21 protein-coding genes are annotated in these 23,832 nt (G+C 57.3%); 14 read left to right on the top strand and 7 right to left on the bottom strand.

Going from position 1 to position 23,832, the window contains the following annotated elements; all coding sequences use genetic code 11:
* Window positions 1-63 precede the first annotated feature (63 nt).
* The 4 genes from HNR03_RS26785 to HNR03_RS26770 form a co-directional block, all read right to left on the bottom strand.
* A complete protein-coding gene (locus HNR03_RS26785) occupies window positions 64-876 on the bottom strand; it encodes an oxidoreductase (protein ID WP_259157059.1) in 813 nt (270 codons plus the stop codon).
* Window positions 877-1,014: 138 nt separating this feature from the next.
* Window positions 1,015-2,013: an NADP-dependent oxidoreductase gene (locus HNR03_RS26780; protein ID WP_259157058.1), complete on the bottom strand. Its 999-nt coding sequence runs from the start codon at window positions 2,011-2,013 to the stop codon at window positions 1,015-1,017.
* An 85-nt stretch (window positions 2,014-2,098) separates the two neighbouring features.
* Window positions 2,099-2,887 (bottom strand): SDR family oxidoreductase, encoded by a 789-nt coding sequence (locus HNR03_RS26775; RefSeq protein WP_222586922.1) that lies wholly within the window; start codon window positions 2,885-2,887, stop codon window positions 2,099-2,101.
* Window positions 2,888-2,937: 50 nt separating this feature from the next.
* On the bottom strand, window positions 2,938-4,038 hold the full coding sequence (locus HNR03_RS26770) for an alkene reductase (RefSeq protein WP_259157240.1): 1,101 nt from the start codon (window positions 4,036-4,038) through the stop codon (window positions 2,938-2,940).
* Window positions 4,039-4,204: 166 nt separating this feature from the next.
* Here HNR03_RS26770 and HNR03_RS26765 point away from each other — a divergent pair, with 166 nt between their 5' ends.
* From HNR03_RS26765 to HNR03_RS26750, 4 genes are all read left to right on the top strand, one after another.
* On the top strand, window positions 4,205-4,798 hold the full coding sequence (locus HNR03_RS26765) for a TetR/AcrR family transcriptional regulator (RefSeq protein ID WP_259157055.1): 594 nt from the start codon (window positions 4,205-4,207) through the stop codon (window positions 4,796-4,798).
* A gap of 161 nt (window positions 4,799-4,959) precedes the next feature.
* Complete coding sequence (locus HNR03_RS26760; protein ID WP_222586920.1) at window positions 4,960-5,178, top strand: hypothetical protein; 219 nt, start codon at window positions 4,960-4,962, stop codon at window positions 5,176-5,178.
* A 186-nt stretch (window positions 5,179-5,364) separates the two neighbouring features.
* A complete protein-coding gene (locus tag HNR03_RS26755) occupies window positions 5,365-5,616 on the top strand; it encodes a hypothetical protein (protein ID WP_259157052.1) in 252 nt (83 codons plus the stop codon).
* Window positions 5,589-6,242 carry a sensor histidine kinase gene (locus HNR03_RS26750; protein ID WP_405046093.1) on the top strand — a complete coding sequence of 218 codons (654 nt, stop codon included), beginning with the start codon at window positions 5,589-5,591 and terminating at the stop codon, window positions 6,240-6,242. Before HNR03_RS26755 ends, HNR03_RS26750 begins: the two co-directional genes overlap by 28 nt.
* Window positions 6,243-6,412: 170 nt before the next feature.
* On the opposite strand, the gene HNR03_RS26745 is transcribed toward HNR03_RS26750, so the two are convergent.
* Window positions 6,413-7,327, bottom strand: a complete 915-nt coding sequence (locus HNR03_RS26745; RefSeq protein ID WP_259157048.1) for a LysR family transcriptional regulator — start codon at window positions 7,325-7,327, stop codon at window positions 6,413-6,415.
* 269 nt (window positions 7,328-7,596) lie between these two features.
* Here HNR03_RS26745 and HNR03_RS26740 point away from each other — a divergent pair, with 269 nt between their 5' ends.
* From HNR03_RS26740 to pgm, 4 genes are all read left to right on the top strand, one after another.
* Window positions 7,597-8,619 (top strand): zinc-dependent alcohol dehydrogenase family protein, encoded by a 1,023-nt coding sequence (locus HNR03_RS26740; protein ID WP_222586895.1) that lies wholly within the window; start codon window positions 7,597-7,599, stop codon window positions 8,617-8,619.
* A 557-nt stretch (window positions 8,620-9,176) separates the two neighbouring features.
* The gene (locus HNR03_RS26735; RefSeq protein WP_259157046.1) at window positions 9,177-10,655 is read left to right on the top strand and encodes a hypothetical protein; all 1,479 of its coding nucleotides are present in this window, start codon (window positions 9,177-9,179) and stop codon (window positions 10,653-10,655) included.
* Window positions 10,656-10,722: 67 nt separating this feature from the next.
* Window positions 10,723-12,123 (top strand): PLP-dependent aminotransferase family protein, encoded by a 1,401-nt coding sequence (locus HNR03_RS26730; RefSeq protein ID WP_259157045.1) that lies wholly within the window; start codon window positions 10,723-10,725, stop codon window positions 12,121-12,123.
* Window positions 12,124-12,255: 132 nt separating this feature from the next.
* Window positions 12,256-13,902 (top strand): phosphoglucomutase (alpha-D-glucose-1,6-bisphosphate-dependent), encoded by a 1,647-nt coding sequence (gene pgm, locus HNR03_RS26725; RefSeq protein ID WP_222586892.1) that lies wholly within the window; start codon window positions 12,256-12,258, stop codon window positions 13,900-13,902.
* Between the two features lie 141 nt (window positions 13,903-14,043).
* Here the strand turns inward: pgm and HNR03_RS26720 are convergent, their stop codons facing one another.
* Window positions 14,044-14,739, bottom strand: coding sequence for a pirin family protein (locus HNR03_RS26720; protein WP_222586891.1), 696 nt, complete (start codon window positions 14,737-14,739; stop codon window positions 14,044-14,046).
* A 279-nt stretch (window positions 14,740-15,018) separates the two neighbouring features.
* Here HNR03_RS26720 and HNR03_RS26715 point away from each other — a divergent pair, with 279 nt between their 5' ends.
* Window positions 15,019-17,493, top strand: coding sequence for a UvrD-helicase domain-containing protein (locus tag HNR03_RS26715; protein WP_259157044.1), 2,475 nt, complete (start codon window positions 15,019-15,021; stop codon window positions 17,491-17,493).
* A gap of 55 nt (window positions 17,494-17,548) precedes the next feature.
* Here the strand turns inward: HNR03_RS26715 and HNR03_RS26710 are convergent, their stop codons facing one another.
* Window positions 17,549-17,824, bottom strand: coding sequence for a DUF1652 domain-containing protein (locus HNR03_RS26710; protein WP_090188743.1), 276 nt, complete (start codon window positions 17,822-17,824; stop codon window positions 17,549-17,551).
* A gap of 263 nt (window positions 17,825-18,087) precedes the next feature.
* On the opposite strand from HNR03_RS26710, the gene HNR03_RS26705 reads away from it, so the two are divergent.
* The 5 genes from HNR03_RS26705 to HNR03_RS26685 all read left to right on the top strand — a co-directional run bounded on the left by HNR03_RS26705 (window position 18,088) and on the right by HNR03_RS26685 (window position 23,803).
* A complete protein-coding gene (locus HNR03_RS26705) occupies window positions 18,088-18,903 on the top strand; it encodes a nuclear transport factor 2 family protein (protein ID WP_259157042.1) in 816 nt (271 codons plus the stop codon).
* A 50-nt stretch (window positions 18,904-18,953) separates the two neighbouring features.
* Window positions 18,954-20,360, top strand: coding sequence for an FAD-binding oxidoreductase (locus tag HNR03_RS26700; RefSeq protein ID WP_259157041.1), 1,407 nt, complete (start codon window positions 18,954-18,956; stop codon window positions 20,358-20,360).
* Window positions 20,361-20,389: 29 nt separating this feature from the next.
* On the top strand, window positions 20,390-20,731 hold the full coding sequence (locus HNR03_RS26695) for a cupin domain-containing protein (protein WP_090184196.1): 342 nt from the start codon (window positions 20,390-20,392) through the stop codon (window positions 20,729-20,731).
* 72 nt (window positions 20,732-20,803) lie between these two features.
* The gene (locus HNR03_RS26690) at window positions 20,804-21,889 is read left to right on the top strand and encodes a polyamine ABC transporter substrate-binding protein (protein WP_222586885.1); all 1,086 of its coding nucleotides are present in this window, start codon (window positions 20,804-20,806) and stop codon (window positions 21,887-21,889) included.
* Between the two features lie 465 nt (window positions 21,890-22,354).
* Window positions 22,355-23,803: a serralysin family metalloprotease gene (locus tag HNR03_RS26685; protein ID WP_259157033.1), complete on the top strand. Its 1,449-nt coding sequence runs from the start codon at window positions 22,355-22,357 to the stop codon at window positions 23,801-23,803.
* Window positions 23,804-23,832 lie beyond the last annotated feature (29 nt).

Below are 23,832 nucleotides of genomic sequence, written 5' to 3'. Positions count from 1 at the left end.
CTCGTTGCATTTCTTTCCTGGCTGTACAGCAAAAAAGCCAAAGGACTAAGGTCTACAAAGGCCTCAGACTGGCAATCGGAATTGCTTACGCAAGGCCGTGTCGAAGAATCCAGCGGGGGCAAAGCGGCGCAGCAGACTGATTTGGCGCGCTGACTTGCCGGCAGTGTAGCGATGCCGAGGACGGACATCCGTCGCCGCTTTCACCACTACCGCTGCCACGACATCTGGAAGGTCGGCTTTGGGCATTACCTCGCCGAGCAGCGCCCTGAACCCGGCTCGGGCGAGATCATATTCCTTGAGCTGCGAATCGGGCTCAATGCCGTTTTGATCGAAGACGGTGCGCACGAATGCCGGCTCGATGACCGAGGCTCGAATATTGAAGGCACGAACCTCGTGATCAAGAGATTCCGAATAGCCCTCCAGGGCGTGCTTGACCGCCGAATAATGAGCGGAGTAGGGCGCGGGTACCACGCCTAGAATCGATCCGATATTGATGATGCGCCCTTGGCCACGCTCTCGCATCGACGGCAATACCGCATTGGTCATGCGGATGACTCCAAACAAATTGACATCGAACAATGCCTGCACCTGTGAGATCGAGAACTCCTCAGCGCCACCCAGTAGACCGATGCCGGCATTATTTACCAAAAGATCGATCCGCCCGGTCTGAGCGAGTACGGTGGAGACGAGTGCATTGACAGAGTCATCGTCCGTCACATCGCAGGCCAGCATGGACACCTGCGTTGAGCTGTTGCCAGCCTTTCGACTCGTGCCGAACACCGTATAACCCGCACGCACCAGAGCTTCGGCAGTCGCTTGACCAATACCGGATGATGCACCGGTTACTACTGCGGTTCTGTCGGAAGATGTTTTCATTCGATACTCCAGTGTGTCCGTGAGTTGCTTTTGGCTGTGGCAAGGTGCTGGTTAAGCGCTATTGCTCCAGCATTAATGTGCGCCAGGTATGGTTTGAGGCGTTGGCGGAGCGGGATTGGACTGCAGACCAATTCGCAGTCATATGAGTTTGATGACCACCTTGCCTTTGGCTCTGCCCCGTTCGACATAGCTCAATGCCTCAGCCGTCGACTCGAGAGGGAAGGTTCGGTCGACGACCGGTGTGATAACTCCAGACTCGACAAGCGCAGTGATTTTTTCTAATTGAGCACCGCTCGCGCGCATGAACACGAACGCATATCTGACGTCTTTCTTGCGGGCCTTTCGGCGTATGCCGCTGCTTAACAGACGCATGACCCAACCCAATCCCCAGAACAGCTTTTGTTCTTTTGCGAACTCCGCCGTTGGTGGCCCGGAGATAGAGATAAGCTGGCCACCAGGCTTGAGAACGCTGAGTGATTTTTCCAGCTCGACAGGGCCGAGGCTGTTCAATACGACATCGTAGTCGCGCAGGACGGTTTCGAAATTTTGCTGCTTGTAGTCGATGACGACGTCCGCCCCTAACGCCTTGACCCAATCCACGTTACTTGTGCTGGTCGTCGTGGCAACGAAAGCCCCCAGATGCTTCGCAAGCTGGATGGCAATTGAGCCGACACCACCGGAACCCGCGTGGATAAAGACTTTTTGGCCCTTTTTCAACCGGGCTGTTTCAACCAGCACCTGCCACGCGGTTAACGCAACCAAGGGAAGAGCAGCAGCTTGTTCCATGGTGATATTTCTGGGTTTCAGCGCGAGGGCACTTTGGTCCACCGCAATCAGCTCGGCGAAGGTGCCAATGCGCGATTCGGGTGGGCGTGCATAGACTTCGTCACCCGGCTTGAAGTGGCGTACTCCCGATCCCACGCGAACCACAACACCGGCCAGGTCGTTACCCATAATCAAGGGGAATGAATACGGCAGGATCAGCTTGAATTCACCTTTGCGAATCTTCGAATCCAGCAGATTGACGCTACTGGCATGCACTTTAATCAGGACGTCGTTGATTCCGGGTTCAGGTTCCGGTACCTCGCCAATACGTCCCTGGCTCTCGCCGTAACGGTCGATCAAGAAGGCTTTCATGTTTCAGTTCTCATGGATTCAACGGGACGGCAGCACGCAACAAAGCGTGCTGCTGTAACGCGAGCCGAAGGTGCTCAGGCTTCAGTCACGCCTCGGTTCGATAGCGCTCGGCGACTGCAGATTGGCGGATCTCTGACAGCAAACCTTGACGGGCAGCCTGTAGAGCATCCCAGCGGGCGGCGTCTTGTAACGGCGGAATGGTCACCGGCTCGCGACGATCAAAACCGACCAGCGCCGCATCGACGAGATCAGCCACGTCCATGATTTCGCTCAGGGTATTGATGTCGATGCCCGCACGCTCCCAGATTTCGGTGCGGGTGGCCGCTGGGAGAACAGCTTGCACATAGACGCCTTTGGGCGTGAGCTCAAGGCTCAATCCCTGCGATAGAAACAGGACAAACGCCTTGGTCGCGCCGTAGACGCTCATCCCGAATTCCGGAGCCAGTCCCACGACCGAGCCGATGTTGATGATCGCGCCATTACCCGCTTGTGCCAGGCGTGGAGCGATTGCGCTAGCGAGTCGTACCAGGGCCGTGGTGTTGAGCGCGACCAGGTTGGCAACGTTGTCGGTGGATTGCTCGATGAAGCTGCCGGATTGGGCGGCTCCGGCATTATTCACAAGGATGCCGATGCTCGCGTCATCACGCAGGCGAGCTTCGACGGTGGTCAAATCGGAGATTTGAGTCAGGTCAGCCTGAATCACATCAATGGCAACACCGTGTTTCTCCCGCAGACGGGTCGCAAGCAGGTCTAACCTGTTTTTGTCGCGGGCAACCAGCACCAGATTGTGCCCACGTTGGGCAAAACGCTCGGCATAAGTCGCACCAATGCCTGTTGAGGCGCCGGTAATAAGTACGGTTTCAGGGAGGCTCATAATTGGATGCTCTTGAGTAGATATCGATAAGTGATTCAGTCTTTGGGACTTCAAGCCTGCGCGGACCTGGACTCGGCCAGGGTCGGGTAGTCGATGTAACCCGCTGCACCGCCGCCATACAGCGTCGTCGGATCGAATGCGGATAAAGGCGCATCAGCCTTGAGTCGCTCCACCAAATCCGCGTTGCCGATAAATGGACGCCCGAAAGCGATGAGGTCGGCCTTGTCCTCGTTCAGTGTCGAGGTGGCCAGATTCAGGTCGTAGCCATTGTTGGCGATGTAGGTGTTTTTGAAGCGTTGACGCAGGGAGCCGAAGTCGAAGGGCGCGACCTCGCGGGGCCCGCCGGTAGCGCCTTCGACTACATGCAGATAAACCAGGCCCAAGGCATTGAGTTGATCTGTGAGGTAGTCGAATTGAGCCTGCGGATCGCTGCTTGAAACGTCATTGGCAGGTGATACGGGAGAAATGCGAATTCCGGTTCGATCAGCACCGATCTCGGCCACCACCGCGGCGGCAACTTCGAGCAGCAAGCGAGCGCGATTTTCAACCGAGCCACCGTAGGCATCAGTGCGAATGTTTGCGCCGTCCTTGAGGAACTGATCCAGCAAATAGCCGTTTGCGCCGTGGATCTCTACGCCGTCAAATCCCGCGGCGATTGCGTTTGCCGCCGCTTGGCGAAAGTCATTAACGATCCCTGGCAACTCTTCGATATCAAGGGCTCGGGGTTCTGAGACATCGACGAAGCTGTTGTTGACGAATACTTTCGTCGCGGCTCGCAGAGCTGAGGGCGCTACCGGAGCAACACCGTTTGCCTGAAGGTCGACGTGGGAAACGCGTCCGACATGCCACAGCTGCAGGAAAATGCGTCCGCCTTTGGCATGAACAGCATCGGTGACTTTGCGCCAGCCATCGATCTGCTTCTGTGTATAGATACCGGGCGTGTCCTGATAGCCCTGTCCTTGCTGGGAGATCTGGGTAGCCTCGGCAATCAGCAGGCCTGCGGACGCTCTCTGGCTGTAATAGGTTGCAGCGAACTCGCTCGGGACAAAGCCCTCACCGGCACGGTTACGGGTCAACGGCGCCATTACGATTCTGTTGGAAAGTGTCAGCGAGCCGAGCGTGTATGGCTCAAACAATGTCTTATCGTTCATATCGTTCCCACAATCGTTGATCAATGACGGCGTCGTGCGCCGTGCCCGCGATGATTCGCGATGACGACTTTTATGATGTTGATCATAATCAAAACTGTCAACTGTTTTGATTACGATCAACATCAGAGTAAGATGACGCATTGCTTTGAGATGCTGAGGCCACGAAATGAAGATCACCAAGACGCAATCACTCGCCAACCGAGCTCATATCGTGGAGACGGCTTCCGAGCTATTTCGTGAACGTGGCTACGATGGCGTGGGGGTTGCGGAACTCATGGCTGCAGCCGGTTTTACGCAAGGCGGCTTTTACAAGCATTTCGCCTCCAAAGCCGATTTGATGGCAGAAGCCGCAGCGAACAGCCTCTCGCAATCGCTCTCCGATACCGGAGGCCTCGACGTTGCGGAATTCATCAATGTCTATGTGTCGAGGGATCACCGGGACGGCAGGGGGAGCGGGTGCACCATGGCAGCTCTGTGCGGGGACGCTGCGCGGCAATCTGACGAGCTGAAGGCCACCTTTGCCAGCGGGATAGAAAACACGCTGGCAGCGCTCGAAGAAAAGTTCAAGGCGGGAAATGATGCGCCGCAGGAAGGAACGCGAGCAAAGATGATCGACATGCTGGCGCATGCAATCGGCGCCGTCATGTTATCGCGCGCCTGCCCGGATGATTCTTCCCTGGCTGATGAAATACTCGACGTCTGCCGCGCTGAGATCATTGCGTCATTGCCTCATGCTCATGAGTCACAGGAGAGCACCTGAGAGTTGGTTGATTCGTAATCTGGGTCGCAAAACGGACGAAACAGAAGCATTCGCTGAGCCGATTGTCGATGGTATGGATCGAACCCGGTAATGCGGTGTCGATGAATTGGATGGGTATAAAGATTCGTAATTTCGAATCAGCCCCATCTTGGCGGAACGAGATGCACAGCACCGATGATTTTCGATTCAAATCCCATCAATTCCTGCTAGAGCTCGACGCGGCAACCACTGAGATGATGATGTTGGTTTCGAGTCGTGAGACGACCGGCGAGCGTTGGGCGCAGGCTAGCCAACGGCATTGTGCGGCCTATGCCGCCTGGAATTCGTTCATCAACGAGTCAGCGCAACCTTTGCGCAATAAGCCCGCTGCTTCCGAGTAGAAACCGATTTTTCCACCGAAGGGTCATTTTTGAATGACGCTTTGGCCGGTATCTAAGTAACAGTGGTCCGGATGATCCTGATTGGGTTGTCACGTCACAGGTGGCATTAGGCGCAAATCCAATGTCCATTCGAATCTCTACGACTTCAGCAGCGCTTGGGCAAAGCCGAAGGATGAGCGCACTATCATGAGTGTGGCCGACGGCAAGAATGAGAAAGCGATAGCCACTGCAGCACGCGAACTGTTCCTGCTCGGCCAGAAAACGGTCGCCGCGCGTGCGGTACTCGCGGCGGTGCATAGGGAACTCAACCAAGCCAATACCCAGCTCGTCGATAGCCAGCAACTCGAGCAACTGATCGAAGCCAACCAGCGGAACATGCGCTGGAACAGCAACGCAACTTCCTCAACCAGGTGGCCCACGAGCTGCGAAATCCTCTGACGCCCATTAGCATGATCGCTGGCCGGCTGGTACGGGTACCTAGCGAAGAACTGCCGCGCATGCAGATGTTTATTGAAGGTCAGGTCAAGCAGATGTCCCGATTGGTGGAAGACTTGCTCGACATCGCCCGGGCCAGTACCGGCAAGTTTCGCCTTGATCGCCACCTTGTCGATATGGCTCAGATCATCCATGAGGCCATCGACCTCTGTACCCCGGTCATGATTGCTCACAACTTGCGTTTCAGCTCGCAACTGCCTGAGTGCGAGCTAATGGTGAATGGCGATGCGACACGCCTCACTCAAATTCTTGGCAATCTGCTGGGCAACGCAGCCAAGTACACACCGGCGGATGGCGAAGTCAATTTTACGGTCACCGCCGAAGCCGATCAGCTGGAGATTCGCATCCGCGATACCGGCATCGGGATCACGTCCAAGGCATTGCCGTTCATCTTTGAACCATTTGTGCAGGATGTTCACGCGGTCGGTTTCAATGGGGCAGGCCTGGGCATCGGTCTCACGGTGGTGCGCGAGTTGATCGAAGCCCACGGCGGCACGGTGACCGGCAGCAGTGCGGGGGAAGGGCAGGGAAGCGAGTTTGTAGTGACGTTACCCTTGGTGAATCATTGATGTTTTTTTGTTGATAGAGCCGAAACTGAAGACTCTCCTGGTTTAAGCAGAACAGAGTGTTTCGCTCTTCCCAAGGACCTCGCCATCGGTGTGTTTGCCTGGCGCTGTCAGCGACCTTGTTCGAGCGTCGCTGAGTTTGCGTGGAGTGCCAGCGTTCTCAGGGTTGGCACTCAGAGGCTGTCCGGATCCCCAAAGAACATCTGAATCCGCGACCGCAACCAGCGCTCACCGGGGTCATTGTCCTGCGACCCGCGCCAGGCCATGTGCAACTCAAAGCTGCGCACCGGTAGCGGTGGGTCTTCCGCCCGCACACCACCGGCGGCCGTCAACGCTTCAGCGGTGTAGTCCGGCACAGTCGCGACGATGTCGGTTCCGCTGATGAGCGTGCTGAGTCCATTGAATTGCGGGACCGCGAGCACCACATGACGTTTGCGTCCGAGCTTTTCCAGTTCTTCATCGATAAAGCCGCTCAGGTCGCCGGCGAATGACACCAGTGCGTGCGGTCGCGCGCAGAAATCGTCCAGGCTTAATGGCCCTGGCACCGTGTCCGCCCGCAACAGTTTGGGCAGGCTGCGACGCAAGACTTTGCGCTTGGCGTTGGCCGGCAGATCGGCGGTGTAGCTGACGCCGATGGAAATTTCGCCTGAGGCGAGCAGGCTCGGCATCAGGATGTAGTTGGCCCGACGCACCACCAGTACGATCCCCGGCGATTCGGCGCGCAGGCGCTTGAGCAGCATCGGCAGCAGGGCGAACTCGACATCGTCCGACAGCCCGATGCGGAACACCGCCGTGCTGGTCGCAGGATCGAACTCCGCCGCACGGCTGACCGCGGTGGAAATCGAATCCAGGGCCGGGGAGAGCAAGGCGAAGATCTCCACCGCACGGGCCGAAGGCTCCATGCTGCGGCCGGTACGCACAAACAATGGATCATCGAACAGCCCACGCAGACGCGAGAGTGCTGCGCTGATGGCCGGCTGACCAAGGAACAATTTCTCCGCAGCACGGGTCACACTGCGTTCATGCATCAATGTTTCAAAAACGATCAACAGGTTCAGGTCGACACGACGCAGGTCATTACGATTCATCTGGAGTCCTGGCAGAGTCATCAAGCTTGACGAGAGCAGCCATATGAGAACAATGGCCGGCATGAATATTAAGGGTAAAGGCTGCTACTCTGCACCGAGTAATTCAGTTTTTCCAAGAAAGGCCGCTTCGGTTTTCATGGCATTTGCGAATGTCGCCGTCGCTGCGGAATCAATGACAGGCATGTCGACTATTAATAGCCACTGATGGTCTTGGGTAGAAAGCCCAGATAGAGTTCAGGGCATTAGAGGTTTCTTTGACGAGGTTTGCGATGTCCCGCACGATCCGTTTTCACAAGTTTGGTCCAGCCGAGGTGCTCAAATGCGAAGAGCATGCGGCCGCTCTCCCTGCTCCGGGCGAAGTGCAGGTGCGCGTCGAGGCGATTGGCATCAGCTGGTATGACATTCTCTGGCGCCAGAACCTGGCCTCATCCCACGCTCGTCTGCCTTCAGGTCTTGGCCATGAAATGGCAGGTATCGTGACGGCAGTCGGCGAGGGCGTCGATGACCTGGCAGTCGGTGACAAAGTCGCCAGCTTCCCGGCTGAAAGCCCCAACGACTATCCGGTCTACGGCGAGCAGATCGTTCTGCCACGCTCGGCACTGACCCGCTACCCGGACGTGCTCAGCCCGATCCAGGCCAGCGTGCATTACACGCCGCTGTTGATTGCCTACTTCGCCTATGCCGATCTGGCACGGGTAAAACCCGGGCAATTCGCCTTGGTGACTGACGCCAGTCACTGCGCCGGTCCGTCCTTTGTACAGTTGGGCAAGGCGTTGGGTGTGCGAGTGATCGCCGCTACCAAAACGGCTGAGGAACGTGAATACCTGCTGTCGCTGGGTGCCGAAAAAGTCATCGTCACTGAAGAAGAAGATCTGCTCATGCGGATCAACAAAATCACTGACAACCGTGGTGTGGACGTCGTGTTCGATGGCCTTGGCGGTCCGCAGATGTCGCTGCTTGGCGATGTGCTCGCACCGCGTGGCAGCCTGGTGTTGTATGGCCTGCAAGGCGGTAATCAGACGCCATTCCCGGCTTGTGCGGCGTTCCAGAAGAACATTCAGTTCTTCGTGCACTGCATCGGCAACTTCACCGGCAAGCCGGAACTGGGCATCATCCAGGACCAGGTCGCGCTGCAACGTGCCTTGCGCGACATCAACCAGATGACCGCTGATGGCGTGCTGCTGCCACTCAAGACTCGGGTCTTCCCGTTTTCCGAGTTTGTCGAGGCACACCGCTACATGGACGAGTGTCCATGCCGCGAACGGGTCGCCCTCCAGGTCGAACCTGCGTAACACTCCTGAAAAAGTCCGTGCTTGCACGGACTTTTGCATTTCCCCACCGACACCCTGAGACACCCTTCAATCAGTGATGGGGCCGTTCAGCAACTGAACTGGTTTTTGCTCTCAATCTGTATCTTCTAATCATCATGTAAGCCCCGATAATTGAATGATTACTTTCATCTCAAGGAATGAGCCATGTCCGGGTATCGAACAGGTACTTCTCAGCGCGCTCCGGCAATACAAACTCGACAAATAATGCCCTATCGATCAGTTGGCGAAAAACCAAGGGTGACTTCTTTCTTTATTTATCGTGCTACTTGTCTGTGGGACGCTGTGGGACATTTCCTAAGATCTCCCATGCAGGGGAAAGATGCCCGTGCTGCGGGGCTTTGCTGCAAAGTCTCGCCAAAATGGCTTCCTGCATCGCGATATCATTTCAAATAATTACTAAAAACTAAGTGTTAGCATTTGATATCCAGCAAAACACTCTAATCATTCCAGGCAACCGATTGCGCACTGCATAGAGTTGTTTGCGTGACATTGAATCTATGAGTAACAGGTAAACAACGATGACCCATACCCATGATCAGGCAATGAACTATGTTTATCAGCAAGTATTGCAGCGGTTGCTGAGTTTCTTTTCACGTGCCGAACGTACCGCCTTGCAACTTATGATTCAACGCCTGGTGGTCGCCGCGGGCGGCATGGAGCGCATCGGAGATTACAAGGTGTTGGCGGTCCAGTCCGGGACCCGAGACAGTTGTTACACCCTGGCGCTGCTGCGTGCGGCGCAATTGAGCATTGCCGGCCGGGCACCGGCGACATTCCAGTTGAGAGTGGCGACATTGCGCTCGAACGGGGCCAGCGCCACGGCCCTTGAAAACATCCATCGCAGTTGCAGCGCGTTGTTTCTCTATGACGACCCCCGGGTCGAAATGCTGATGGTCGATAACCGTGAGGTCCTGCCGTTCAATCACCTTGCGCCGATTTCCGACGCTGGTCGCGAGTCCAATCGCATCAATCTATTGATGGTGGGTCATCGCCGTGACAGCAACGGACCGCTCGATCTATGGGACGACGGCTATCTGGCGACCGGCGAATTTTACGGGCAGATTGCCCGTTGGGACCGAGGCGTCGACGCACTGATCAGCAGTGATACGCCTCGCCAACAAAAGCAGTTCCTGGAAGGCTTGAACCGCGCGGCGGTAAAGGCGGGACTGAAGGCATCGCTCCCTCCTGAAACAGGCTTCGAAGAGCTGTTCTCCCGGCTCGATGAAATGGGCGGCGATTACTACCGCGAGTTTTACCCGCAAGGTGTACAAGCCGCATGGCGTCCAGCGGAGCGTTTTGAGGCGTGCCGTCGTACAACGTTCATCGACATTCACGACATGCTGGTCAGTAACCTGGAAGAGCGTTGGCCGCTGCTCACCGATTTCCTCAGGTTCCAGCCGGACGAACTCGCGGTTCATCTCAGCGATAACGAATACGTCAGCCTGACGATTTGCGCGCACCTGCGCGGGTTGCAGAGTGGCTTCGTTCAAGGCCGCAGCTACGAAACCGGCGTTGCCGAGTACGTGCAACGGACATTGGTCCTGATGCGCCGCAAACAGATGCCGGAGCGCTTTTGCGAGCAGGTCATGGAAAGGCTTGGCAACCCGGCTGCAACGGTCGAGCAACGTGCATTGGCCTCGGTCGAGGCGCAAAAAAGCCTTGGATTGAGTGAATCTCAGCTGGTGTGTTTGCTGTTCGCGCCCTTTGTCGATAAGGGCGCCTCGCTTGAACGTTTCCTGCGCCAGTGCCACCCCGGCATGCTCGTCGCCTTGCCTGATCTGCACCGAGCGATGCAGGGCAACCCGGCCCCCGAGCAAGTGCTGCAATGGATGGTCGACGTCAGCGGCTTGCCCGTCAGCCTGATCGCGACGCTTTACCGCATGGGGCCAGTCGCCGCTGTAACCGACGTGGAAGAAAATCCTGCGGTCTCGCACGCAATGAGACCGGATATTGACGCTGACGGCTCGGTGCCCGTCGAACGGTCAACGGGCCGTTGAAAGTGCCTGGCTTGACAGCTTTCACGCCGGGGCGTCGCGCTGCGCGTACCGTGCTCGGCCATTTCCCATGAAGGGGCCGCGAGAAACCGACTTCGCTTACCAGGCGGTGTACCGCTACCTGACGAACCTGATCAGCGAGCCGGTCAGCGACGCGCGTGTCCGTCTTCCTTCGTTGCGGCAATTGGCGGACCGTCTTGGCGTATCGATTTCGACCATCCAGTACGCCTACTCGCTGCTGGAAAAGGAAGGGCGCGTGTACTCGGTCGCCAAATCCGGTTACTACGCGTTGCCGGTGTCGTCCGTCCGCCCGCTAAGCAGTGGCAATGACCTGCTAGAAACGCTTTATGTGAACGCCAGGCGCCCGGGAATGCTGGTGTTGAGCGCCGATGAGCCGGCACTGCTGCAACCCCTGGACAGCCCGCTGTTGCTGCTCGAGCGAGAACTGTTGCGCCAGTATCCACGTCAGCCGCAACCGGTGTCACAACCCTGCGGTGAACTGGAACTGCGCGCCGCCATTGCGGCACGCTACACCTCATCTCCGGCGCGTTGCTGGCACGCCGACGATGTCTATATCGGCGCCGATTTACGTGGCGTACTGGAAATACTGATCACCGTGCTTTGCCTGAAAGAAGCCATTGTCGTGGTCGAGTCGCCCTGTGACTGGGCAATTCTGCGCCTGCTTCAGGACGCCGAGGTTCAAGTCATCGAGCTGCCGTTGCAAGCCAATGGCAGTCTGGATCTGGAGCAGCTAAAGCAACTGCTGGAGACCGAACCGGTTCGGCTGGTCATGCTTTCATCTGGCCTCAACATGCCGCGTGGCAGCATTGCTTCCCACAATAACCGGCAGTCAACCGCCCAGTTGCTGGAGCGTCATGGCAGTTGGGTGTTGGAGAACGACAGCCATGGCGAACTCGAATTCGAGCCCGACGGCCAGCGGTTTCGCGATTTACTGGACCCTGATCGACTCATCGTGTTCTCTACCTTTGAAAAAATCATCGGGCCTGAGGCGCCTTATGGCTATTTGCTCTCGCGCCAACTGCATGCCGAACTGCAGCGCCAATTTTTGCTGCGCTCGTTCCGCCTGTCGCCGATCCGCCAGAAAGCCATCGCACGGCTGTACGGCAATGGACGCATCGATCAGCACTTGGTGGTGCTGCGCAGGATGCTCAAGGACCGCAAGATGCAAATGACCCAGCTGCTGCAAGAGCGCTTGGGTGATGCGTTGCACTTCGTCGAGCCTCAGGGCGGGGCGACCGTGTGGGTCCGGTCATTGCGCCCGGTTGATGTTCGTCGGGTGTTCCAGCGCCTGCTCAACCATCAGGTGGTGATCGCGCCGGGTGAATTGTTCAGTCTCCAGGGCCTGCACACACAGCACTTGCGATTGAGTCATACCTTTGGTGGCGACCACGACCTCGCGGCGGCAATGGGCCTGCTGGGCGACGCCTTGCGTCTGGAATCGATCGATTGAGCCAAGCCGCGTGCCGTTCCTGGCCTGCGGAGATGGATAACATCGTGCATGGGATCGATAACGTCGCGCTGCGGTCAAACTGCCAGTAAACTGCGTTCCTATTCCTGAACCACTCTATTCCAGAGGTTTTGCATGACAATCAGTCCTTTTGCGGGCAAACCGGCACCGGCAGAATTGTTGGTCGACATCCCGCGACTGGTAACGGCCTATTACACCGGCCAGCCTGATGCCTCCATTTCTACCCAGCGCGTTGCCTTCGGCACGTCCGGCCACCGGGGCAGCTCGTTCGACCTGAGTTTCAACGAATGGCACGTTCTGGCGATCAGCCAGGCGATCTGCCTGTACCGTGAAGCCCAAGGCATCGATGGCCCGTTGTTCGTCGGTATCGATACTCATGCACTGTCCACGCCGGCCGGTGTCAGCGCCCTGGAAGTGCTGGCGGCGAACGGTGTTACCGTGATGATCGCCGAAGGCGATGAGTACACGCCGACCCCGGCGATTTCCCACGCCATTCTTTGCTACAACCGTGGCCGTACTTCCGGCCTGGCGGACGGCATCGTCATCACGCCGTCCCACAACCCGCCGCAAAGCGGTGGCTACAAATACAACCCCACCAACGGTGGACCGGCCGATACCCACATCACCAAGTGGATCGAAGCCAAGGCCAATGAGCTGCTGACCAACAAGCTGGCCGGCGTCAAACGCATCAGCTACGAACAGGCCCTCAAAGCCAGCACCACGCACCGCCACGACTACCTCAACACCTATGTCGCCGACCTGATCAACGTGATCGATTTCGACGCCATCCGTGATGCGAAGCTGCGTCTGGGTGTCGATCCGCTGGGTGGAGCAGGGGTGCGCTACTGGTCGGCGATTGCCGAGCATTACCGTCTGGACCTGGATGTGGTCAACAAACAGGTCGATCCGACGTTCCGCTTCATGACTGTCGACTGGGACGGACAGATCCGCATGGACCCTTCCTCCAGCCACGCCATGCAAGGCCTGATCGGTCTCAAAGAGCGCTTTGATGTTGCGTTTGCCTGCGATCCGGACCACGACCGCCATGGCATCGTGACGCCGTCCGGTGGTTTGCTCGCGCCGAACAGCTACCTCGCGGTATCCATCGATTACCTGTTCCAGAACCGTCCGCACTGGCGCGCCGACGCTGCCGTGGGTAAAACCGTGGTCAGCAGCGGCTTGATCGATCGCGTGGCCAAACGTCTGGGACGGCGCCTGTACGAAGTGCCGGTCGGCTTCAAATGGTTTGCCGACGGTCTGTTTGACGGTTCTCTGGGCTTTGGCGGCGAAGAAAGTGCCGGCGCATCGTTCCTGCGCAAGGACGGCGGCGTCTGGAGCACCGACAAGGACGGCTTGATTCCGGCCCTGCTGGCTGCAGAAATGACCGCTCGTACCGGCCGCGACCCAAGCCAGGCTTACCGTGCGTTGACCGACGAGCTCGGCGAGCCGTTCTCGGTGCGCGTCGACGCCAAGGCCAACCCTGAGCAGAAAGCCTTGCTGAGCAAGCTGTCGCCTGATCAGGTCACCTCGACTCAACTGGCCGGCGAAGCGATCCAGAGCATCCTCAGTCACGCCCCGGGCAATGACCAGGCCATTGGCGGCCTGAAAGTCATGACCGAGAACGGCTGGTTCGCGGCGCGTCCTTCCGGGACCGAAGACATCTACAAAATCTACGCCGAAAGCTTTGTGAGTGATGACCACCTCAAGCAGTTGGTGGCAGAAGCTCAAACACTGGTAGACGGCGCGATTTCCGCGAAATAATTGAGCGCGACCCTCGCTCCCACAAGGATTGCGCGAAACCCTGTGGGAGTGAGCCTGCTCGCGATAGCGTCACCAACATTCATGAATGAAAAAAAGGGCGACCATACGGTCGCCCCTTTTTTTTGCCAGCGTTTTACAGCCTCAAGCCAGGTCCACCAACACGATTTCACTGTCCTCAATCGCGGTGACGCGCAACACCTGCTCGTCGGCCACTGCGATACCGTCTCGAGCTTGTGCACGCAAGCCATTGACTTCAATGACGCCTGTGGCAGGAACCAGGTAAGCGCGACGGCCTCCGTCCAGGCGATATTCGGCGGTTTCACCGGCTTTAAGGTTCGCTGCCACCAACCGTGCATCGGCGCGAATGCGCAGGCTCTGATCATCACCGGCCTTGCCACTGGCCAGCGTCACGAATCCTTCGCGTTGGCCTTTCGGAAAAGGCCTTGCGCCCCAGGACGGTGCCAGACCGGACTCATTGGGGATAATCCAGATCTGGAAGATCTTGGTTTCGCTCGATTCCAGGTTGTATTCGCTGTGGGCGATGCCGGTGCCCGCGCTCATGACCTGAACGTCACCTGCTTCGGTGCGCCCCTTGTTGCCAAGGTTGTCTTCGTGGGTAATGGCCCCTTCACGAACGTAGGTGATGATTTCCATGTCGCGGTGTGGGTGTTTCGGGAATCCGGTGCCAGCGGCAATCACGTCGTCGTTCCAGACCCGCAGGTTGCCCCAGTTCATGCGTTTGGGGTCGTGGTACTCGGCGAACGAAAAGTGGTGATGCGCATCCAACCAGCCATGATGGGCGCCGCCCAGGGATTTGAAGGGTCTGAGTTCAAGCATGATCGTCTCCTGAAAAGGTTCGTCATGGGGCAGAGCGCCTGAGCCACGAAACAAGAACCGGTGGTTGATGGAGAGCATCTTCTATCAGTCACCAATCGATAAAAAGCGTAAAAAGTGCCTCAATAAGATCGGATTCATCGATGTTTAATAACCTCGAAATCGTCTCATCCAGCCTTCACTTCATCGTATAAGCCAATGACCTGTAAGCATTTCACTAGAACTCAACGGCAAATACAGACACCATAACCGCAACAGCCTCACACCCTGGAGTCAGTCCGCGTGCCGCAACACACCCCCGATCTTCCTCCCGAACTCCGTCCATTGGCCGAGATGCCGCTGCTCAAACGCTTGGCCGCCCGATTTTTTGGTCATGGCCTGACTCGTTTGCGCGCTCAGCACCGGGCTTCCTGGTTGCACGGGCAAGCCGACGGTTTTCGCAGCGGGCACAGTGCCGGGGTGGATTACGGCTATAAAGAAGGAAAGCTCGACGGACTGGAAGAAGGTCGACAAGTACTGTTGATCCGCGATTCGCGCTCGACCGAACACCGGCCGCCCAACGTCGATGACAATCTGTTCGATGATTGGCGCTTGCCACTGAGCGCCGACGTGAAGAAGTGCATGAAGGCTGATGTCGCCCGCCTGCTGCCGCCGCATGCGCAACCCAGTGCTGCGCAGTGGAAGATGATTTTCAGCGACACTCCTTCGACCTCGGTGATCGCCGGGGCGGGCGCGGGCAAGTCAACGACGCTGGTGTTGCGTATTTTGCTGCTGACCCATTACCTGGGTTTCGAGCTGGGCTCGATGACCGTGGTGACCTTCACCCGTGAGTCGCGCAAAGACTTCATTAATAAGCTGATCGAGCTGTTTGCCCTATGGGGACGGATGCTGAGCCTCAAAGAGGCGCGCGACCTGGTGCGCACCTTCCACTCGCGCATCCTGCCAATGGTTCGCAGCCTACCGGGTTTCGAACGCCTGCAAGCGTTCGAGAACCTCAGCAATCGTCCGCAGAACGGCGATGAAGAGGTCGACAGCAATCCTTTCGACCTGCGAATCAACGACGCTCAGCGTCAGCAGCTCAATGCCTGTTTCCACAGCCTGCACACTCGAGATGAGCGCTTTCGCGAGCTGATCAAGCCGTTGTCTCGGCATGCCTTGCAACTCAAGGAGCTGGAACGCGATCACCCCGATGTGCAGAAGCGAATGGCGGTGACCGAGTTGGCTGCCAAACGTGATGAAGAGCTGTGCGACACAATCGAAGACCTGTGGTTTCGCGCTGGCGCCTGGCCAATCAATGGTATCGAACCGAATCGCCAGACATTCGACATCAACGGCTCAACGTTCCATTGCCACGGTTACATCCCGACCCTGGATGCCTGGGTGGTGCTTGGGTTCGACCCTGCGGAAAATCCACAGCTCAGCCGTCCGAATGCCAAATTGACGGTCCGCGCGGAATGGGCGGTTAAGCGCACCCTGTTTCAAGCTTTCTGTCGTAAGCCTTTGATATGGCTCGACAGTTACGAGTCTTCGAAGCGTGTATTAGCCTCCTTGGCCGGTGACGCCAGCGCCGGGCCTGGCTTCGACTACAAGGTTAAAGGCGAGCTCGGATCGGCGCCGTTGCTGGACTGTTTTGTTGCAACCGCCGGGTTTATCGAAAACCTGGGGCTGGACGTGCCGAACGCCGTGGCCCAGATGAGTTTCGCCAAAGACGATCCGGACCGGTTTTTCTTCGAGGCCTTGAGCCTGTTCTGGCGTGCCCTGGAAGATCATCTGCTCGATCAAAAGCCACCGGTGATGACCTACAACCGGATGTTTGCCTTGTTCAGCGAGCATTCGCCGGAAAACCTGAAACTGCTGAGTGATGAGCAGCTAAGGCCCTTGTCGCATTTGATGATCGACGAATTTCAGGACGTTTCGCCGCAGATTGTCTCGTGGATTCGTGCCAGCCTGGCCGAAATCCACAGTCGCGGTCCGGCGATGCACGTCGGACGCGGTGCGCAGCATTCATCGCTGCTGTGTGTCGGCGATGACTGGCAGTCCATTTATGGCTGGCGTGGCAGTTCACCGACGTATTTCATGGAGTTCAACAAGCAGTTCCTGTCGCCGAGCACCACCAAGGTCATGCTCAGCGACAACTATCGCAGCCATCAATACATCATCGATGCCGCCGAGCACATTGTCCGCGCAGCTCCGGCGATCGCAGGCAAAAAGGCAAAGGCGAGCGGTGAAGCCAAGGCAGTGTTGCCGGTGAATGTCCTGGATCGTGACGATCAAGGCATGGCCCAACGCCTGATCGAGCACTATCGGCGGGGCGATTCGATCTTGATGCTTTATCGAAAAAGCAGCGATAAGTTATTGATAGAGCAGCATATTCAGTCAGTAGTTAATGTTGATTCTAGCTTGCCGTACGAAGCACGCCGACTGAAGCAGCTGACCTATCACAGTGCCAAGGGCCTTCAAGCCGACGCGGTTTTTCTGCTGGGAGATTGCCAGCACCTGACGCTTTCGCCTTACAAGAACCAGGTCTACCGCATGGCTGGCCTCGGCAAGGCAGGCGACACTGAGCCGTATGACAACGCGCAGAAAGACGAGATTTTACGCCTGGCCTACGTGGGTATCACGCGTGCAGTGAGTCATTGCTACTGGTATGTCGACGGTCAGGACACTCAGGCTGCGAACATGCCCAAGGCGTCCGATCGCATCGGCAAGGGCAAGCCGTACTTCGCCGATCATCGTCAGGGTCAAACCCGGGGCTGATCCCGTCGCCAACAAAAAAGCCCACATAATGTGGGCTTTTTTATGGGATTGGCCTTCAGGCGTAACTTCTGAGGGCCACGGGTGGAATGAAAGACTCAAGCTCGTCTTCGACGGCTTCGATTATTCGCTCTACATCCGCGGCATTCATGACGGTTGCACAAGGAATGCCTGCAATGGCGATCATGGTCTCGCCACTGGCGCGGTCGAACAGACGGGCGATCATGCTGCCCGGCGCATCCATGCTCGCCTCGAATCCCATGGGATGAAAATGCCAGCGCATCAGCTGGCAGGCGTTTGGAAACGTTACTTTGCTGAAAGATCCTTTGTTCATATGTTGCCCGCCTTCTTCATCGAGCGCTTCCATTAGCTCATGTTAGGAGGGAAGAACCTTCAATGGCTCAACCGGTGACTGCCTTTAAAAGTAGCACCGAGATGTGAAAACCATGTGATTTTTTTCAGTCCGTTTGGCGATTGGCGGCTGTTTTTTTGATGTGGATCATGTGTCGGCCTGGTCAGGCGTTGGGCTGATTGTGAGCATTTATTGATGCTGAGACAGAATTTCGGCAAGCTCGGCTTTTTTTCGTCGAGTCCTTTATGCACGCCGATGATGATGGTCCGCTGCAAACCCAGGCCACCGGCGCGACGGTCATGCGCTACCACTTGTGCTGGAAATACCGGGATCTGGACGGCGTGATGGCGCTTTATCACCCGGACATTCAGTACAACGACTTTTTCCAGAATCGCGTCATGGGGCTAGACGAGCTGCGCGAGTACGTGCGTGACAGCATGCCGCGCAACCCGGATGAAGCGCTTGAACATTCGGATCGCATTCGCCTGGACGGCAACACCGCATTTATCCAGTACCAAATGACGTTGCGCGGCAGCGAAGGGCTGGTGTCTTTCCGTTCCAGCGAGGCGATCACGGTGCGCGACGGATTGATCTGGCGCGTCAATGAATACGCCTCGCTGATGCGTGAACAGGCACAAAGCCATACGGCTGCCAGTGTGCGCCCGGCAGCCAGTCGCCTGGGGCTTTCACCACGGCAACTGAGTTTCATGGCGCAAGACCTGCAACAGTATTTCGAGCGTCAACAACCCTATCTGGACCCCGAACTGGACCTGCAGCGCGTGGCAAACGAGTGCGGTTACAGCCGCAACCAGATTTCCTACCTGCTGAATCAGGTGCTGGGCCAGAGTTTCTACCGCTACGTTAACCGCGCGCGCCTGCAACATTTACTCACCGCGCTGGATGCTGCCACGGCCCCCGTGCGCGTCGATGAGCTGGCGTTTGCTGCTGGTTTCAATTCGTTATCGGCGTTCTACACCTGTTTCCGCCAACACACCGGTTTGTCACCGATGGCCTACGCCAAACAAATTTCTTTGCGTGCACGCGCGCAAGACAGTCCCTGAGCCCACGCACTAGGATCGACGCCATCGAAGTTTGAGTGGCGGAGTCTGGCATGTCGGCGTGGCGCACAATCAGTTTGTGGATGGATCAACTCGACGAGCCTTTACTGGCACGTCCCGCGCTGGAGCGCGATCTGGACGTCGACGTGGCGATCATCGGCGCGGGCTACACCGGGCTCTGGACCGCGTATTACCTCAAGCGCCTGGCACCCAGCCTGGATATCGCCATCGTCGAAGCGCAGACCGCCGGCTTTGGCGCGTCGGGTCGTAATGGCGGCTGGCTGATGGGCAACCTGCTGGGCGAAGACCGCCTGCTGGCCGGTTTGCCCGCTGAACAGCGTCGCGCGTCCTTCGATTTGCTGCACGAAATTCCCGATGAGGTCGAAGTTGTCATCGAACGTGAAGGCATTGACTGTGATTATCTGAAAGGCGGGGTGCTGTACTGTGCAGCCCGTTATCCCGAGCAGGAAACCAGCCTGCGCCACTATCTCGACAAGCTCTACAGCCAGGGCCTGACCGAAAGCGACTATCGCTGGCTAAGTCCCGAACAACTGGCGCAACAGATCAGAGTTGCCAAGCCATATGGCGGTATCTATGCACCGCACGTTGCGACCATTCATCCGGCAAAGTTGGTTCGAGGACTGGCCAGAACGGTGGAGCGCATGGGCGTCAAGATCTATGAAAACAGCGCGGTCACCCAATGGCAATCGGGGTCGCTGCGTACAGACAAGGCTCAGGTCCGCAGTCGCTGGATCGTCCCCGCTGTAGAAGGGTACGCAACGACGTTGCCGCCACTTGGGCGTTATCAATTACCGGTGCAAAGCCTGATGGTTGCCACCGAGCCATTATCCGCCGCGACCTGGGACGAAATCGGTCTCAGCCGTGGTCAGGCGTTCAGCGAAAGCAGCCGTCAGGTCACTTACGGTCAGCGCACGGCGGACAACCGGTTGGTGTTCGGCGCCCGTGGCGGATATCAGTTTGCCGGCAAGCTACGGCACGACTTCGATTTGACCACCCGCGAAGTGGAGCTGCGGCGCTACCTGTTCAGTGAGCTCTTCCCGCAACTCAAGAACGTACAGATCACCCATGCATGGGGCGGCAACCTGGGCATGTCCCGGCACTTCAAGCCGCACATGCTCTGTGATCACGCCAGCGGCATTGCCTTGTCCGGCGGTTATGGCGGGGAGGGTGTCGGTGCCAGCAATCTGGGCGGCAGAACCCTGGCTGATCTGATTCTGCAGCGTGATACCGAATTGGTCCGCCAGCCGTGGGTCGTGCCACAAGGACGTCTCGACACGCTCAGGACCTGGGAACCGGAACCCTGCCGCTGGCTGGGCTACAACGCGATCATCCGTAGCTTCGTCCACGAGGACCAGACCCTGGCCAACCCGGCCACTGCCCCGTGGCGGCGCAAGCTGGCCAGCAAGGTGGCGGGGTTCATGGAAGGTTTCATGCAGTAAACAGCGTTTCTCACACCACAGGTACTCCCATGGGCATTACACAATTCAAAAACACCGCAACCTTGAAACTGCAAGAGTCGAACCCGGTCGCCGTTCCATTGGGAACGCCCGTGGCAGTGGCCTCGACCACCAGCGTCGAACGCGACGATGGCGTTGAAACCGGTGTCTGGGAATGCACGCCCGGTCGCTGGCGGCGGCAGATCGTCGCCCAGGAATTCTGTCACTTCATCCAGGGCCGCTGCACCTTCACCCCGGACGACGGTGAAACCCTGCACATAGAAGCCGGTGACGCACTGATGTTGCCAGCCAACAGCACCGGTATCTGGGATATCCAGGAAACCGTGCGCAAGACCTACGTTTTGATTTTCTGACTTTTTGAATTTTGATCTTTTGATTGCCTGCCAGCCCATAAAAAACACAACAGCCTATACAGGAATCGACTCATGATCCGAAAGACATTGACTCTGGCACCCCTTGCGCTCGTTGCGACCCTCAGCCATGCGGCCGAGACCGTGAAGATTTACAACTGGTCCGACTACATCGCCCCTGACACCACCAAGAACTTCCAGAAAGAAACCGGCATTGCCTTCAGCTACGACGTCTACGACAGCAACGAAACCCTCGACGGCAAGTTGATGACCGGCAAATCGGGGTATGACGTGGTGTTCCCGTCCAACCACTTCATGGCCCGGCAGATTCAGGGTGGCGCGTTAAAGAAACTCGACAAGAGTCAGTTGCCTAACTGGAAAAATCTCAACCCGGTATTGCTCAACGCGTTGCAAACCAACGACCCCGGCAACGAACATGGCTTCCCGTACCTGTGGGGCAGCACCGGCATCGGCTACAACATTGCCAAGGTCAAAGCCGTATTGGGCGACAACGCGCCAGTGGATTCGTGGGACTTGATCTTCAAGCCCGAGAACATGGCCAAGCTGCAAAAGTGCGGCGTGGCGATCCTCGACAATGGCCCGGAGCTGCTGCCGGCCGCGCTGAACTACCTGGGGCTGCCGCATCACAGCAAAAACCCGGAAGATTACAAAAAGGCTGAAGCGTTGCTCATGAAGGTGCGGCCGTATGTCAGCTATTTCCACTCGTCCAAATACACCAGCGACCTGGCCAATGGCGACATTTGCGTGGCCGTCGGCTTCTCTGGCGACATCCTGCAAGCCGAGAACCGCGCCAAGGAAGCCAAGAATGGCGTGGACATCGGTTACGCGATTCCCAAGGAAGGGGCCGCGATCTGGTTCGACATGGTCGCCATGCCCGCCGACGCCCCGGACGACAAGGCCGGCTATGCCTTCATGAATTACCTGCTGCGCCCCAACGTCATGGCCGACATCAGCAATTACGTGCACTACGCCAACGGCAACGAACAGGCCGACAGCCTGATCGACCCTGCCATCAAGAACGACACCAAGGTTTATCCGAGCCCGGAAATGATGGGCAAGCTGTTCGCGCTCGAAGCGATGCCGCTGAACATCGACCGAATCCGCACGCGGGTGTGGAACAAGATCCGGACGGGGAGCTGAGGGGGCAGGCCGGTAACGCTGTGGATTCCTTGCCTCCTTACAATGGTCAGGAGGCAATGGAATGCCTTACGGCTTGAACGCGGGTCGACTGCGTATTGGCCGCCTCCCAGAATCCTGCCAAATATAATTAAACTGATATCAATTCACTGGCACTGATACTAATAAGTCCGAATAAACCAAGACGCCTTAGTCATAAAATAACTTAGGCCTATTTAATATTTAAATAGGCAATTGTCAGACAATCTTCCCGAAACCCCCTATTTACAAGATTATTTCGACAGCGCACGCATTATTTCCGGGTACATGCTGGAACAACACAACTTGACGTCAAAAAAACAGTAGACGTTTGATTTCGAATTGTGTCAGTTTTCTTTCGCCTTCATTGGGGGAGTGATAGGACGATCTCGCCAGAGATTGTCGCTATCTGAAAAAAACTGTTCCATTGCTAAACAAGGAAGTGTGTTTATGTCGAATGTAAAAGACAACGCTGTCGGTCTTGCCGAACAGGCCTTTGCACCATTGGCTGCACCGAGTTCGGCTTACAGTCAGATCAACAGTTTCAGCCATCAGTATGACCGGGGTGGCAATCTCACGGTCAATGGCAAACCCTCCTATTCCGTCGACCAGGCAGCGACCCAATTGCTGCGAGACGTTGCTGCCTACCAGGACAAGGACGGCAGCGGCAAAATCGAACTGACCTACACGTTCCTGACCTCGGCATCGTCGAGCACCATGAACAAGCACGGTATTACCGGCTTCAGTCAGTTCAGCTCGCAACAAAAAGCCCAGGCTGTACTCGCCATGCAATCCTGGTCTGACGTTGCAAATGTCACCTTCGCCGAAAAGGCCACAGGCGGCGACGGTCACATGACCTTCGGCAATTACAGCGGTGGTCAGGACGGCGCAGCGGCATTTGCTTATCTGCCTGGCACGGGTGCAGGTTACGACGGTTCTTCGTGGTACCTGACCAACAGCAGCTACACGCCGAACAAGACACCGGACCTGAACAATTACGGTCGTCAAACCCTGACTCACGAAATCGGCCACACCCTGGGCCTGGCGCATCCTGGCGACTACAACGCCGGTGAAGGTGCACCGACCTACAACGACGCCTCCTACGGGCAAGACACCCGCGGCTACAGCGTCATGAGCTACTGGAGCGAAAGCAATACCAGCCAGAACTTCAGCAAGGGCGGTGTCGAAGCCTATTCGTCCGGGCCGTTGATGGATGACATTGCCGCGATCCAGAAACTCTACGGTGCCAACACCACCACCCGTACCGGTGACACCACCTACGGCTTCAACTCCAACGCCGGTCGCGACTTCCTGAGCGCGTCTTCGGCGTCGGACAAGGTGGTGTTCTCGGTGTGGGATGCGGGCGGCAAAGACACACTGGATTTCTCCGGTTTCACCCAGAACCAGAAGATCAACCTCAATGACGCCTCGTTCTCCGATGTCGGTGGCCTGGTGGGCAACGTGTCGATTGCCAAGGGCGCAATCATCGAGAACGCAATTGGCGGTTCGGGCAACGACCTGCTGATCGGTAACGGTGTGTCCAACGAGCTCAAGGGTGGTGCCGGCAACGACATCCTCTACGGCGCGGGCGGCGCGGACAAGCTGTGGGGCGGCGCTGGGTCGGATACCTTTGTGTTCGCGGCCAGCAGCGATTCCAGGCCAGGGACTGCTGACCAGATCCTCGACTTTGTCAGCGGCCTGGACAAGATCGACCTGACCGGCATCACCAATGGCGCGGGCCTGCATTTCGTGAATTCGTTCACTGGCGCAGCAGGCGATGCGGTGTTGACCTCGTCGGCCGGTAACAGCCTGTTGTCGGTGGATTTCTCCGGGCACGGCGTGGCTGATTTCCTGGTCAGCACCGTGGGCCAGGCGGCGTTCTCGGACATCATGGCCTGATTCAAGGCTTAAAGGAGCGTGACGCTTGA

The sequence above is a fragment of the Pseudomonas sp. JAI111 genome (assembly GCF_024809425.1).
GTDB lineage: Bacteria > Pseudomonadota > Gammaproteobacteria > Pseudomonadales > Pseudomonadaceae > Aquipseudomonas.
Note: the sequence above shows the minus strand (reverse complement) of the source record. Positions and strands in the feature narration are given on the sequence as shown.

Coding starts and splice junctions, on each gene's coding strand:
- HNR03_RS26785 (WP_259157059.1), bottom strand. CDS start 876: ATGAAAACATCTTCCGACAGAACCGCAGTAGTAACCGGTGCATCATCC.
- HNR03_RS26780 (WP_259157058.1), bottom strand. CDS start 2,013: ATGAAAGCCTTCTTGATCGACCGTTACGGCGAGAGCCAGGGACGTATT.
- HNR03_RS26775 (WP_222586922.1), bottom strand. CDS start 2,887: ATGAGCCTCCCTGAAACCGTACTTATTACCGGCGCCTCAACAGGCATT.
- HNR03_RS26770 (WP_259157240.1), bottom strand. CDS start 4,038: ATGAACGATAAGACATTGTTTGAGCCATACACGCTCGGCTCGCTGACA.
- HNR03_RS26765 (WP_259157055.1), top strand. CDS start 4,205: ATGAAGATCACCAAGACGCAATCACTCGCCAACCGAGCTCATATCGTG.
- HNR03_RS26760 (WP_222586920.1), top strand. CDS start 4,960: ATGCACAGCACCGATGATTTTCGATTCAAATCCCATCAATTCCTGCTA.
- HNR03_RS26755 (WP_259157052.1), top strand. CDS start 5,365: ATGAGTGTGGCCGACGGCAAGAATGAGAAAGCGATAGCCACTGCAGCA.
- HNR03_RS26745 (WP_259157048.1), bottom strand. CDS start 7,327: ATGAATCGTAATGACCTGCGTCGTGTCGACCTGAACCTGTTGATCGTT.
- HNR03_RS26740 (WP_222586895.1), top strand. CDS start 7,597: ATGTCCCGCACGATCCGTTTTCACAAGTTTGGTCCAGCCGAGGTGCTC.
- HNR03_RS26735 (WP_259157046.1), top strand. CDS start 9,177: ATGACCCATACCCATGATCAGGCAATGAACTATGTTTATCAGCAAGTA.
- HNR03_RS26730 (WP_259157045.1), top strand. CDS start 10,723: ATGAAGGGGCCGCGAGAAACCGACTTCGCTTACCAGGCGGTGTACCGC.
- pgm (WP_222586892.1), top strand. CDS start 12,256: ATGACAATCAGTCCTTTTGCGGGCAAACCGGCACCGGCAGAATTGTTG.
- HNR03_RS26720 (WP_222586891.1), bottom strand. CDS start 14,739: ATGCTTGAACTCAGACCCTTCAAATCCCTGGGCGGCGCCCATCATGGC.
- HNR03_RS26710 (WP_090188743.1), bottom strand. CDS start 17,824: ATGAACAAAGGATCTTTCAGCAAAGTAACGTTTCCAAACGCCTGCCAG.
- HNR03_RS26705 (WP_259157042.1), top strand. CDS start 18,088: ATGCACGCCGATGATGATGGTCCGCTGCAAACCCAGGCCACCGGCGCG.
- HNR03_RS26700 (WP_259157041.1), top strand. CDS start 18,954: ATGTCGGCGTGGCGCACAATCAGTTTGTGGATGGATCAACTCGACGAG.
- HNR03_RS26695 (WP_090184196.1), top strand. CDS start 20,390: ATGGGCATTACACAATTCAAAAACACCGCAACCTTGAAACTGCAAGAG.
- HNR03_RS26690 (WP_222586885.1), top strand. CDS start 20,804: ATGATCCGAAAGACATTGACTCTGGCACCCCTTGCGCTCGTTGCGACC.
- HNR03_RS26685 (WP_259157033.1), top strand. CDS start 22,355: ATGTCGAATGTAAAAGACAACGCTGTCGGTCTTGCCGAACAGGCCTTT.